Source organism: Siminovitchia sp. FSL W7-1587 (genome assembly GCF_037963795.1).
GTDB classification, from domain to species: Bacteria; Bacillota; Bacilli; order Bacillales; family Bacillaceae_C; genus Siminovitchia; species Siminovitchia thermophila.
Window position 1 is genome coordinate 4441827 of the sequence record NZ_CP150169.1, and the last position, 12959, is coordinate 4454785.

Consider the following 12959-nt stretch of genomic DNA (forward strand, 5'->3'; position numbering starts at 1 on the left):
TCTTGCGTAACTTAAACATAAAGGAGAGGATGAAGTAAGTGGGACTGGTGGTGGAGGTTAACAATATTACAAAAGCATATAAGAAACGAAAATCAAAAGAGCAGGTTCAAGCAGTAAATGGAATATCTTTCTCGGTTAAAGCGGGAGAAGTTCTTGGACTTTTAGGGCCAAACGGGGCCGGAAAAACTACAACGATCAAAATGATGTGTGGTCTCTTAATACCGGATGCGGGCACCGTTTTTATCAAAGGCATCGATAACAAAAAACACCGATTAAAAGCTCTAAGTCATATTAGCGCTGTTTTAGAAGGCAATCGAAACTTGTACTGGCGTTTAACTGTTAGGGAAAACATGGAATATTTTGCTGGGAACAGAGGAGTGTCGCAAAAGAAGATTACTTCGCGAGTGGATGATTTGTTGCGGAAATTTCGTCTTGAGGAAAAAGAAAACGAACTCGTTAATCGCTTATCTCGAGGAATGCAACAAAAGTTGGCGATTGCAGTAGCGATGCTTGCTGACAGTGATGTTATTTTATTGGATGAGCCTACTCTTGGTTTAGATGTAGGAACAAGGCATGAGGTTCGGGAACTATTAAGAAGTATTGCCCAGGTTGACAATCGCACAATTATTATTAGCACTCACGACATGGAAGTCGTTCAGGATTTATGTGAGCGAGTCATCATCATTAGTGACGGAGAAATCGTAGCTGATGATCAGGTTAGTAATTTGCTGCGCTTGTTTGACGCCCGTGCTTATTCCATTTCGTTGGAAGGACATTTAAATGAGCACCAATTGAGCAAATTAAAGAATAAATTTCCAATGTTCAATTATTTGCCGGCTTCTCACCATTCGGTATTAGAGATCAGTTTCTCTGTCAGTGAACAGATTTATGAACTGTTTGATATGTTGAGACATGAAGGAGTTGTGATTGAATCCATTGACCGCGGGATGCTCCATTTTGAACAAGTCTTTATTAAGCTGATAAAAGGGGAAAAAGCACATGAAACGCTGGTTCAATCTATTTAAAGCAAATTTAATAAAAGAATATCTCGAATTAAAACGTTATTTGCCCAATACGATTGCGTTAGCGTTTACCTTCTACATCGTCTTTTTAGGAATGTTTCTGGGCATTCAGTTTTTTGGTGAAGCAACGATACAAGAAATTACGACACAACACGTGATCGTCAACTATGTTATTTGGTTTCTAGGAATCATGGTTATGCAAAATATTGGTTATGAAATCACGAACGAGGCGATGCGCGGGACGTTGGAACAGCTCGCCATGTCCCCTATGGGAATGTGGCGAATCATGGTTACCCGCTTAGTATCCTTGTCAATACTCTACTTTGTCATTATCTCTGGATTGCTCTTTCTTTCAATGGCGACCGCAAGACAATGGTTAAATTTGGATGTTATAACCATCCTGCCGATCTTATTTCTTACATTGCTAAGCATGTTTGGGGTCGGGTTCATGATTGCCGGTCTTTCTGTTATTGTGAAACAGATCCATGCCTTCCTGCAAATTTTTCAATTTATTTTAATGGGTTTGACCTTTGTTCCCTTATCGGTCGCTCCTTATCTCAAATTTGCTCCCTTCGTAAAAGGGGTTGATCTTATCCGGCATGTAATGATTTATAATGCTGGTTTGTTTGATTTTACTTGGGGTGACTATCTGTTTTTAGGGATTAACACAATTGTATATTTTGGTCTGGGTCTTTTTGTTTTTCTTGGTTGTGAACGTTTCGCGATGAAAAAGGGCTTACTGGCTCATTATTAAAAAACGCCAGCCTATGCTAATGAGAACAAAACTTGCAAAAGCAGGAAGGATTGAAAAATCGTCCTTGCTTGAGATTTGGCTGGCGAAACCAATTCTCAAGCAAAAGAGGACGATAGCCATGAGTATAAATCGATTATCACACATTTCGATTGTACTGTAATGAACATCATCATATTCATTTCAAATACTGTCGGTAAGCTTTTCAATGAAATACGAAAAAGAAGTACGGACCTACTTGGGGAGCTATGCGAACACAAAAAAGTGAATTGATCAAAGCAAGTGTGAGTGACGGAAAACGTTCGTGTAGTGAAGATATACGACAATAAGTGGGTCAGCATTTATGAAATTCCTCAAATGAAAAAGTGCCCTCATGGTGCTTGATCGTATTCTAAATGAAAAAGGAAGCGGCAGCCCAGATCTATTCCGCGAGAATAATGTCAGTTGCGCAGCAGGGATCAATAGCGAAGGTATATCCAGCAGCAAGAGGAAGCAGAGATCATCGAAGACGAGGCATCGTAATAAACACTCTCTTTAGTCGGCATAGCCAGTTATTAAGCAGGAACAAGCGCCATTAGGCGCGGCAAGCATTATGCCTTATAGAGCCGAAATCAAACCACATGTTGAACGGGTGGCAATGATAAAACTCGCCAATCCCACGCCATAGAACAAACAGCCCGAGTGGAAAGCGTTCTTCCTCGTGAAACGCAAACTTTTTCTTGAAGCAGTATAAAACGCTTTCTTTTGGGTTCGCTCCATTTTTTAAAACCATTCTTCACCCGTTTCAAGTTTCTTCCATTCCCGTTGCATTTTCAGCAGTCGGCTTTTGGTCAGTCTTGTCCTTTCCCGGTTTTCCGTTCCCGTATTTAGTCCGACCGTTTAGTATTACCTGATCCGTGTATGGATGCGAAAAAACGTTGCGCGCCTCTCATCCACATGGATGGGACGCACTACTTCCCTTAAGGCTCGGTGCCAGGCAAAAAAACCATCTTACGCCGATCACACATGGAGAAAGTTAAAAGTAAATTTCATTCCAAAAGACCTTTCTTGAACCATCCGCCCGCTCCTTCATATGATGGAGGTAACAGTATCGGGCAGGGGGCGGATGACATGAAACTCGAAAGAATAGCAGCCAACAAAATTAAATATTCCATTACATTTGAAGAGCTGACGAAAAAGGGGTTTCTCCAAGATGAAATTTTGAAGGAATCTTTTTTATGGGACGTTTTATTTGATGAAATGTTGGATGAAGCCGGTCGCATATTTGAGTTAAATCATTTCGGCGCCGTCTCCGTTGAAATTTTTTCACTGACATCCAAAGAACTTGTTCTCATTTTGACGATTGAAGAAGATGATGAAGAAGACGATATTCCATCCATCATAGCTGGAAATGATTCCAATAAAAGGAACCGAAGTCTTCTGTTTCAATTTGATGATTTTGAACATGTCATATTATTGTCAAAAAGGCTAAAAGAATCTTCGGTGCCATTAGGGAAAAACTCTTTATATGCGTTTAAAAATAAGTATTTTTTCAAAGTGAAGGCAAATCCGAAGCACTATGAGTATTTTGACAGTCTGTTCAGCGAGTATGGCGACAAGTCCATCTTTTCTGATGCCTACTTGGACGATTATGGAGAATTGATTGTTAAAAATGAAGCAATCTATATATTACAGCAACACTTTTAAGGCCGGCACGTAAGTTTTGCACAACTTCTAAAAATCTCCTATCATAATGAATAGGAGCTTTTTTTGTAAGGTAAGGAAGTACAAGTTTTTTCGTTTTACATTTTAAACGGAAGGTTTTGTTGTCTAGTTCCAGCGCGCATCGACTAGCAGGCTTCGCCAGCAGGTTCGATGAGGGTTAAGCCTCGCCTCGTCGCACCGTGCACGACGGCGACACGAGGAAACATTATACGAGCACCATCTCAACATCGCTTCCTTGTTTCCTTTTTCCCGCCGAGGTGTTCCAGTCTGTGGGTCGATGAACAGACGCTTGCGCTTTTCTTATTAATCGCCAAGATAGGGGAGTTTTCGCACATGGTACAAGAAGAATGCATCATTGTTGGGGGAGGGCCCTGCGGCCTGTCTGCGGCAATTGCATTGAAAAATATAGGAAAAAATCCATTGATCATTGAAAAAGGAAATATTGTCAATGCCATATATCGGTATCCAACCCATCAAACCTTTTTCAGCACAAGTGAGAAGTTGGAAATCGGAGATATTCCATTTATCACCGTTAATCGTAAGCCTAAACGGAATGAGGCCTTGACGTATTATCGTGAAGTCGTCAAAAGAACGAATGTAAGGATCAACAGGTTTGAGAAAGTTTTAAGTATCCAGAAAGAGAACGGTTTTTTTACAATCACAACGGATAAAGACATCTATCGCGCGCGGTATGCCATTGTCGCCACCGGCTATTACGATAGTCCGAATATGATGAATATCCCGGGTGAGGAGCTTGACAAAGTGTACCACTATTTCAAAGAAGCTCATCCGTATTTTGATACAGATGTCGCCGTGATCGGCGGCAAAAATTCGGCCATTGATGCAGCCTTGGAATTGCAAAAATCCGGGGCGCGCGTGACTGTCCTATACCGTGGCGGCGAATATTCACCGAGCATTAAACCGTGGGTATTGCCGGACTTCGAAGCGCTCGTGAGGAACGGTGAAATTTCCATGGTTTTTAATGCTGTTGTTCGCGAAATTACAGATAAAACGATTCGGTATGTTGTGGATGACAAGGAAGAGGAGCTACCTAACGACTTTGTTTTTGCCATGACAGGTTATCATCCGGATCACTCTTTTATCAAAGCAATGGGGGTCAACATGGATGACAGGACAGGAAAGCCTTTATTTGACCCGGAAACGATGGAAACGAACATCCCGGATTTATTTATTGCGGGAGTGATCGCAGCCGGAAACAACGCGAATGAAATATTTATAGAAAATGGGCGCTTTCATGGCGGCCAAATCGCCAAAGCGATTAAAGAAAAAGAAATGATGTGTGCATCCCGGTCTACTTAATATCCGGGATGTTTTTTTGTTAAAAGAAAAAATAAAGCCTTATTCGTACACGTGGTGAACACATCTTTTGGGAAAGTTTCCTGAAAGATGCATTCACCCATAGTAAAATGTTGATCTTTCAAGTATGACAATCGGTTCTGATCTCTAGCTTTTTGCAATCGCCACCATCGTCCTCCTCCGAGTCGGTACGTCAATCGCTTGCGGTTTTTAACGAATGTTCAATGGAAGGGGAAGAGTGTGTTGCCATGATTCGGGATAATTCGTTTCGGTCTTCCGTGTTCATCAATGCGGCCATTAATTTGATCCGGGCTTTTTGTCCGTTTACACCATGGCAAAAAATGACGCCCAAGTCTTTCAAGTGGCTTCCTCCTCCTTGGTAATCATACGTTGGATAAACGAATCCACTTTGACACCTTGACACAACCACAACAGGACATCCAGAATTTATAAGCATTTCGATGCCTCGTATTGATCCGGGAGGAAGATTTCCTTGCCCCAATGCTTCAATGACGATACCGTCATACGCCATATCCCTTAGTGCCAAAAACATGGATGAATCCATTCCGGCATATGCTTTTAACAACCCGACCTTTTTGCTCATTTCTTGTACTGGCAGTTTCTTTTGCAATAAAGGATTATAGTGGAATAAAATTCGATGGGGGGTAATGGTTCCGACAGGGCCTGCAACAGGGCTTTGAAACGCGGCCACGCTTGTAGTATGTGTTTTCGTTACTTCAATAGCTGTATGTATGTCATCATTAAAGACAACGAGCACCCCTTTGTTTTTCGCTTGTTCTTCCTCAGCCGTGCGGATCGCTGAAATGAAATTACGCAAACCGTCGGCGCCGTTTTCATTGCTTGAACGCATCGCCCCGGTCAATACAACTGGAACATCCACTTGTACTGTCAAATCCAGAAAAAAGGCGGTTTCTTCCAATGTGTCTGTTCCGTGAGTAATCACGACCCCATCGTAATCTTGCTCGGAACATTCCTTTTCAATGATTTTTTTTAAGTAAACCATGTCGGTGACGGTCATATGGGGAGAGGGCTTATGGAAAGGCTCAATGACGTTTATATGGGTGGAATCCGACAATTCGCCGGTCGATTCGGTCAACGGATTGCTTGGTCCCATTCCCACTGTTTGTGTAGTCGAATCTTTCTTCATCGCTATCGTCCCGCCTGTATGAATCACAAGCAATGTTTTCATCTTTTCAACTCCTAGAATTTTTTGCGATCTGCCATGTTCAAAAGGTCAGTTCCATGATACGATGAAAGGAAAGAAAAAGAAAGAAAAAGAGAGAAAAAGAGAAAGAGGGCCGCATAATGCTTGCAATTATATCAGCTGGAGTTGCCCCGGGGCTGGCTTTGCTGAGTTATTTCTACTTGCGGGACCAGTTTGGGCAGGAACCTGTGCTGATTGTCTTTAAAACATTTTTGCTTGGTGCCATTTTGACCTTTCCAATCATGTTTATTCAATATGTTATGAGTGTTGAAGGGATTTTTCAAAGCGATATTTTGTCATCATTTTTCTCTGTATCGTTAACGGAAGAATTTTTTAAATGGTTTGTCCTGTTTCTATATGTGTATAAACATGCCGAGTTTGATGAGCCGTTTGATGGGATTGTTTATGGAGCGAGTATATCACTCGGCTTTGCCACCGTGGAAAACATTATATACTTGGCTGCAAACGGCGTAAGTCTCGCCTTTGGTCGCGCTTTGCTCCCGGTGTCAAGCCATGCTCTATTCGGTGTTATAATGGGCTATTACTTGGGAAAGGGTAAGTTTCAAACGGAAAAAAATAGTTGGAAATGGGTGTTTACTGCTTTTTTTGTGCCTTTTGTTCTCCATGGATTATATGATTATATCTTGCTGTCCGGAAGGAACTGGATTTATTATATTTTTCCATTTATGCTATTTCTTTGGTGGCTTGGACTCAAGAAAGTGAAGCATGCCCATCTGATGACAAAAGAATTTTATAAGAAAAAACTTCAAAGCAGGGACGCCTCCATTTCTTAAGTGGGGGTGTTCTTTTTTTATAGTGGCCAAGGCCGACCCTTATGAATAAAAAATGCGTCATTCCTCATAATAACCCTATGACAATTTATTCTTTGGAGGGTGTGACATGAGGTTTGGCGCAAAATATAAACTTGTTCTCATCTTAATGATGTGCTGTTTCGGGCTATCAGCCGCACCTGCCCATAAAACGGACGCCTTTACAAACCAGGTGATCCAAAAGGGCGCTGTTGGTGATGATGTGATCGAATTGCAGTCACGGCTTCAGTATTTAGGCTACTATCAAGGGCAAATAGACGGAGTATTCGGTTGGGGCACATATTGGGCGCTTAGAAACTTTCAAGAAAGTTTCGGATTAAAAGTGGATGGTCTGGCTGGTGAAGCCACAAAAGCAAAATTGGTAAAAGCGTCCAAGTACAACAAGCAATTTGTCAAAGAGCAAATCAAGAAAGGAAAAAAATTCACTCATTACGGCGGAACAGAACCATCAAAGCAGACAGGTCCCGCTCCTGCTCCCAAAAGGCAGGCGCCAACAGCGGTCAATACGCCAGCAGGGTTTTCACAAAATGACATACAGCTAATGGCAAACGCTGTGCATGGTGAAGCAAGGGGGGAGCCTTATGAAGGGCAAGTGGCGGTTGCCGCCGTCATATTAAATCGGGTAAACAGTCCGCTATTTCCAAACACAGTCTCGGGAGTGATTTTTGAACCGAGAGCCTTTACCGCGGTAGCTGACGGACAAATATGGCTAACGCCGAATGAAACATCAAAACGAGCGGTTTTGGATGCCATTAATGGGTGGGACCCATCAACCAGCGCCCTATATTATTTCAATCCAGACACCGCAACAAGCGCCTGGATTTGGACAAGACCGCAAATTAAGCGAATCGGGAAACACATCTTTTGTAAATGACTGGAGGTGCCATCATTGCTTAGAAACATATTATTGGTTGTTCTTGCCGTTGCAGTTGTCGGGACAGGGGCGTGGGGCTATCAAGAACACCAGGAAAAAAACGCGATTTTGATCAATGCCGAAAACAACTATCAAAGAGCATTTCACGATTTAACATACCAAATGGACTTATTGCACGATAAAATTGGCAGCACACTCGCTATGAACTCAAGCAGGTCACTGTCGCCCGCTTTGGCCGATGTGTGGAGGATTACTTCCGATGCCCGCGGGCAGGTGGGACAATTGCCATTGACGCTGCTTCCTTTCAATAAGACAGAACAATTTTTGTCAAATATCGGTGATTTCAGTTATAAAACGGCAGTTCGAAACTTGGACGATGAACCGCTTTCTGCAAAAGAGCAAAAAACATTAAAGAGCTTATATAACCAAAGCGGTGAAATCAGGAATGAGTTAAGAAAAGTACAGAATCTTGTCCTCAAAGAAAATTTACGGTGGATGGATGTCGAATCGGCAATGGCCTCAGGAAAAGAAAATGCTGATAATACGATCATCGATGGTTTTAAGACAGTAGAGAAAAAGGCAACCGGTTATGATGAAGAAAATTTACAAAACTCGTCAATCGTCAGCTTTCAACAGCGGGACGAAAATTTTGATCACTTAAAAGGGAAGAAAATCTCCAAAAATGAAGCGATAAAACTCGCTCAAAAATATAGCGGGATACAAAAACCGAAAGATGTCCGTGTCACTGAAAACGGAAAGGGGTCCGCATATGGATTCTATAATGTCGTACTGAAAAACGGCAAAGGACATGAGGCTGCCATGGATATTACAAAAACCGGAGGTTACCCCATATATTTTATGGATAACCGTGAAGTAAAGGACCAAAAAATCAGTTTAAACGAGGCCGCGAAAAAAGCGGAACAATTTTTACAAAAGCATGGTTATAAAAAATTACAATTAGCGGAAAGTGTCCAGTACGATTCGACAGGCTTGTTGACATATGTCACCATGCAGGACGATGTCCGAATTTATCCGGAATCCATTAAAATCAAGGTGGCGCTTGATAATGGACAAATTGTCGGATTTACAGGCAGTGATTACTTGAAAAGCAATCGCGAGCGGGATCTGCCTTCCCCGAAAATAACGAAAGAAGAGGCTCGCGGTAATCTAAATTCCAATGTCAAGGTCATGGAGGACGGGCTTGCCGTCATTACGAACGACCTTGGGGATGAAGTGCTTTGCTACGAAGTAATTGGCACAATGGACAATGATACGTATCGAATATATATCAATGCTGAGAATGGCTATGAAGAAAAAGTGGAAAAAATGCAAAATGCCGAACCCATATACGAAGACGTGATTTAAGCAGCCCACTAGCGGCTGCTTTCTTTTATCCCTATTCAGAAATAATCTGGAAAATGTTGTTTTTTCATGACATAATAGATGTAACAAGAATGAGTAGGAAGTGCTTGCCCATGCTGTATATAGGTTTGGATTTAACGCTGGAAATGAATCAAGATGGGATGGTGAAACATTACAAAGGGAAAGTCGCTGACCTGAATGATACTCATTTCTATATCTATTACCCGATTAACAAGGAAACAAAAAGAGTGGCCTTTATACCTCCTGATACCGAGTTGACTGTTTTTTTTACAGATGAAAACTCCGCAAGTTATTGTTTTCATACGAAGGTAAGCCGAACTGTGAAAGATACTGTTCCGTTGGTTGAGCTCCCGCTTCCTGGAGATCACCATATAAAAAGAATACAGAGGCGGGAATACGTCAGGGTGGAAACAGCAGTTGACATCACCTTTCGCTTCCCGGGAAAGGCTATCGAATTTGTGACCGTCACTGACAATATCAGTGCGGGAGGTTGTGCCGCCATTCTTCCCGATGGCGTGCAATTGCAAAAAGGAGAACATGGCACCGTAGAATTTACCATTAAAATGAAATCCGGGAAAATGTATACAATGACTTTTCAATGTATCGTCATCCGAACATTTACGAGAAAAGAAACGGAGTATGTTTCCGTAAAGTATATGAATCCCGACCGAAATGACCAACAAGTGTTGACGAAATTCTGTTTTGAAAAGCAGCTTGCTCACCGAAAAAAAGGATTCTTACACTAAGTTTCACCGAATAATGCTCCCTCATTTATTGCATACTATAGAAAAAGGAGGGAGCCTATGTCTATTTTTGAACGGCTGCTTTGCAAGTTGATTATTGTTCACCTCATTATTCTCATCCTTGTTCAAGGTTTTTTTCAACCGTCTACTTATCTTTTAAATTTAAACAAAGTATTTTTATATGAGGGGGTTTCTTCCGAAATAAATGAAGCACCCTTCGATTTATGAACAGCTTTTCGAGATTTTTTAATATTTGTTTATGATCGACGTGTACAGAATATGGTAAAATAAAACATGTCCATAAACAGATAAGCAGGTGAACAGGTTGACAAAAAAAATAAGCATTGCCATAGACGGCCCAGCCGGAGCCGGGAAAAGCACCGTGGCCAAAATTGTTGCGGATCGGCTTTCTTACATCTATATTGACACCGGTGCTATGTACAGGGCGTTTACATATAAGGCAATACAGGAACATATAAATATACGCAGCGAAGAAGATTTGATACGTGTTCTAAAAGAAACAACGATTGAATTGAAACATGACGGCCAAAAGCAGATAGTGCTTCTTGACGGGAAGGATGTTACGAAAGAAATACGCGAGCCGGATGTAACGAATAATGTGTCTATTGTTGCTGCCCATAAATTGATTCGCGATGAAATGGTTGCCCGTCAAAAAGCCTTGGGCAATGCCGGCGGCGTTGTAATGGATGGCAGAGATATCGGGACCAATGTACTGCCCCATGCAGAATTGAAAATTTTCTTATTGGCGAGTGCGGATATTAGAGCTGAAAGACGCCATAAAGAAAATATGGAAAAAGGATATCCTTCCGATCTTGCCAAAATCAAAACAAACATCCTGGCTCGGGACAAACAGGATACGGAACGTAAAATATCGCCGCTCAGAAAAGCGGAAGACGCGATCGAGATAGACACTTCATTCCTCTCCGTGGATGAGGTCGTTTCCAAAATCATACATTTGGCAAATGAAAGGATCGAAGTGTCTTGAAATTTTATATATTTGCAAGAACAGTCGTCAAAGGCATTTTGAAGGTTTTATACCGGGTGGAAATAAAAGGAATTGAACATTTTCCAAAGTCAGGCGGGGTGCTCCTTTGCGCCAATCATATATCTAACCTTGATCCCCCAATGGTTGGGATAACTTGCCCGCGCCCAGTATCTTTTATGGCGAAAGAAGAGTTGTTCAAATCCCCGGTTTTAAAGTGGGTATTGCCTCATGTGAGGGCGTTTCCGGTAAAAAGGGGCATGAGTGACAGAGGTGCTTTGAGAACGGGGCTGAAAGTCTTAAAAGAGGGGCATGTCATCGGGCTGTTTCCGGAAGGAACCCGCAGCAAAACAGGGGAAGTCGGCAAGGGGCTTGCCGGAGCCGGTTTTTTTGCTTTAAGATCTGAGGCAGCTGTTTTGCCTTGTGCGATTATCGGACCGTATAAACCTTTCGGAAAAATTACGGTCGTTTATGGGCCGCCCATCGACTTTGAAGAAATAAGAAGGGAAAAGCGTTCTGCCGAAGAGGCGACAGAAGTCATTATGTCTCACATAAAAAAATTAATCAATGACAACAAAGGCTGACGTGTATTGCTTGACAAAGATTCTTATTTGTAAGAAGTTAATATCAAGACGATTTTAAAGAAATGTGCGGATTGGTGTTCTTCTTTTTTGCTAAATGGAATCCATTCATGCGCATCTTTAAGCCGGATAGGAGGAGTAAAAGTGTCAGAGGATATGAACAATATTGAAGAGGTAACATTTAACGAAGGTGACAAGTTAAAAGGAACAGTTACCAAAATTGAAGAAAAGCAAGTTCTTGTGGACATTGAAAACAGCAAAGTAAATGGAATTATCCCGATTAGTGAACTTTCCAGTCTCCATGTTGAAAAAGCATCTGATGTAATATCTGAGGGAGATGTCCTTGACTTAATCGTTACGAAAGTAGAAGAGAATTTACTCATTCTTTCAAAGCGTAAGGTTGATGCTGAAAATGCGTGGGAAACATTGGAAAGACGCTTTGAAAATAATGAAATATTCGATGCAGAAGTAAACGAAGTGGTTAAGGGCGGCCTCGTGGTTGATCTGGGTGTTCGCGGCTTTGTACCAGCTTCTTTGGTTGAAGATTATTATGTAGAAGATTTCAGCGGATATCAAGGAAAAACTCTTTCGTTTAAGATTGTGGAACTGGATAAAGAAAAAAACCGCCTCATTCTTTCCCATCGCGCAGTTGTTGAAGAAGAAAAGAAACGGGAAAAGAAACAATTGCTGGAAAATCTTGAAGTTGGACAAGTGCTTGAGGGAACAGTTCAACGCATAACCGATTTTGGCGCATTTGTTGATATCGGCGGGGTGGACGGATTGGTGCATATTTCCCAGCTGGCCCACCATCATGTTGAAAAACCTTCGGACGTCGTAACGGAAGGCGAGAAAGTACAAGTAAAAGTATTGTCGGTAGATAAGGAAAACGAGAGAATTTCTTTGTCCATCAAGGAAACTTTGCCTGGACCTTGGACAAATATAGCGGAGAAGGCTCCCAGGGGAACAGTTCTCGAAGGAACAGTCAAACGTCTCGTATCATTTGGCGCCTTCGTTGAAGTCTTCCCGGGAGTAGAAGGACTTGTCCATATCTCCCAAATTTCCCATAAGCATATCGGTACGCCGCATGAAGTTCTTCAAGAAGGGCAAACCGTACAAGTAAAAGTTCTTGACACGAACGAAGAAGAACAAAGAATGTCTTTAAGCATGAAGGAATTGGAAGAACAAGATTACAGCCGGGATAACAATTACGAACCGGTTGAAGAGACAAAGGGATTCCAGCTTAGTGACATGATTGGCGACAAGCTAAAAGATTTTAATAACGAATAAGTCTGCAAACCTTCCGTTGAAGAACGGAAGGTTGTTCTATAAGGAAAACTTTATCGCGCGTAAACCGGCAGCAAGCTCCCTGCTTCAATCGCCTGATTGATGTGGGGCGGGTCGCCAAGACACGTAAAAAGCTTCGACCTTGATTCATGAACGCATCCTAAAGCGACCTGCGGGAAGTACGAGTGCGAGCGCGGCGATGGACAAGGAAAGCTTGGCCGCCACCGTCACGCTGAAGAAAA

13 protein-coding genes are annotated in these 12959 nt (G+C 42.0%); 12 read left to right on the plus strand and 1 reads right to left on the minus strand.

Annotation, left to right across the window (positions count from 1 at the left end):
- The first annotated feature begins 38 nt into the window (after window positions 1-38).
- The 4 genes from NST31_RS20920 (at window position 39) to NST31_RS20935 (ending at window position 4797) form a co-directional block, all read left to right on the plus strand.
- Complete coding sequence (locus tag NST31_RS20920; RefSeq protein WP_339163041.1) at window positions 39-1025, plus strand: ABC transporter ATP-binding protein; 987 nt, start codon at window positions 39-41, stop codon at window positions 1023-1025.
- Window positions 1000-1776: an ABC transporter permease gene (locus NST31_RS20925; RefSeq protein ID WP_339163043.1), complete on the plus strand. Its 777-nt coding sequence runs from the start codon at window positions 1000-1002 to the stop codon at window positions 1774-1776. The genes NST31_RS20920 and NST31_RS20925 overlap by 26 nt, the downstream gene beginning before the upstream one ends.
- 1107 nt (window positions 1777-2883) lie before the next feature.
- Complete coding sequence (locus NST31_RS20930; protein ID WP_077113294.1) at window positions 2884-3459, plus strand: adaptor protein MecA; 576 nt, start codon at window positions 2884-2886, stop codon at window positions 3457-3459.
- A gap of 351 nt (window positions 3460-3810) precedes the next feature.
- The gene (locus tag NST31_RS20935; protein WP_339163046.1) at window positions 3811-4797 is read left to right on the plus strand and encodes a YpdA family putative bacillithiol disulfide reductase; all 987 of its coding nucleotides are present in this window, start codon (window positions 3811-3813) and stop codon (window positions 4795-4797) included.
- A gap of 190 nt (window positions 4798-4987) precedes the next feature.
- Here the strand turns inward: NST31_RS20935 and NST31_RS20940 are convergent, their stop codons facing one another.
- Window positions 4988-6004, minus strand: a complete 1017-nt coding sequence (locus NST31_RS20940) for an asparaginase (protein WP_077113296.1) — start codon at window positions 6002-6004, stop codon at window positions 4988-4990.
- A gap of 116 nt (window positions 6005-6120) precedes the next feature.
- Between NST31_RS20940 and prsW the strand changes: the two genes are divergently transcribed.
- From prsW to rpsA, 8 genes are all read left to right on the plus strand, one after another.
- Window positions 6121-6813, plus strand: a complete 693-nt coding sequence (prsW, locus tag NST31_RS20945) for a glutamic-type intramembrane protease PrsW (protein WP_077113297.1) — start codon at window positions 6121-6123, stop codon at window positions 6811-6813.
- Window positions 6814-6958: 145 nt separating this feature from the next.
- Complete coding sequence (gene sleB / locus NST31_RS20950) at window positions 6959-7723, plus strand: spore cortex-lytic enzyme (protein WP_236016959.1); 765 nt, start codon at window positions 6959-6961, stop codon at window positions 7721-7723.
- A gap of 15 nt (window positions 7724-7738) precedes the next feature.
- The gene (gene ypeB, locus NST31_RS20955; RefSeq protein WP_339163050.1) at window positions 7739-9088 is read left to right on the plus strand and encodes a germination protein YpeB; all 1350 of its coding nucleotides are present in this window, start codon (window positions 7739-7741) and stop codon (window positions 9086-9088) included.
- A 110-nt stretch (window positions 9089-9198) separates the two neighbouring features.
- Complete coding sequence (locus NST31_RS20960; protein ID WP_077113300.1) at window positions 9199-9852, plus strand: PilZ domain-containing protein; 654 nt, start codon at window positions 9199-9201, stop codon at window positions 9850-9852.
- A gap of 57 nt (window positions 9853-9909) precedes the next feature.
- The gene (locus NST31_RS20965; protein ID WP_339163054.1) at window positions 9910-10077 is read left to right on the plus strand and encodes a DUF5359 family protein; all 168 of its coding nucleotides are present in this window, start codon (window positions 9910-9912) and stop codon (window positions 10075-10077) included.
- A 97-nt stretch (window positions 10078-10174) separates the two neighbouring features.
- Window positions 10175-10855, plus strand: coding sequence for a (d)CMP kinase (gene cmk, locus NST31_RS20970; RefSeq protein ID WP_339163057.1), 681 nt, complete (start codon window positions 10175-10177; stop codon window positions 10853-10855).
- Entirely contained in the window at window positions 10852-11436 is a 585-nt protein-coding gene (locus tag NST31_RS20975) for a lysophospholipid acyltransferase family protein (protein ID WP_339163058.1), read from the plus strand. Before cmk ends, NST31_RS20975 begins: the two co-directional genes overlap by 4 nt.
- Before the next feature lie 141 nt (window positions 11437-11577).
- Complete coding sequence (rpsA, locus tag NST31_RS20980; protein WP_077113303.1) at window positions 11578-12720, plus strand: 30S ribosomal protein S1; 1143 nt, start codon at window positions 11578-11580, stop codon at window positions 12718-12720.
- Window positions 12721-12959 lie beyond the last annotated feature (239 nt).

Coding starts and splice junctions, on each gene's coding strand:
- NST31_RS20960 (WP_077113300.1), top strand. CDS start 9,199: ATGCTGTATATAGGTTTGGATTTAACGCTGGAAATGAATCAAGATGGG.
- sleB (WP_236016959.1), top strand. CDS start 6,959: ATGATGTGCTGTTTCGGGCTATCAGCCGCACCTGCCCATAAAACGGAC.
- NST31_RS20935 (WP_339163046.1), top strand. CDS start 3,811: ATGGTACAAGAAGAATGCATCATTGTTGGGGGAGGGCCCTGCGGCCTG.
- prsW (WP_077113297.1), top strand. CDS start 6,121: ATGCTTGCAATTATATCAGCTGGAGTTGCCCCGGGGCTGGCTTTGCTG.
- NST31_RS20940 (WP_077113296.1), bottom strand. CDS start 6,004: ATGAAAACATTGCTTGTGATTCATACAGGCGGGACGATAGCGATGAAG.
- NST31_RS20930 (WP_077113294.1), top strand. CDS start 2,884: ATGAAACTCGAAAGAATAGCAGCCAACAAAATTAAATATTCCATTACA.
- NST31_RS20965 (WP_339163054.1), top strand. CDS start 9,910: ATGTCTATTTTTGAACGGCTGCTTTGCAAGTTGATTATTGTTCACCTC.
- NST31_RS20925 (WP_339163043.1), top strand. CDS start 1,000: ATGAAACGCTGGTTCAATCTATTTAAAGCAAATTTAATAAAAGAATAT.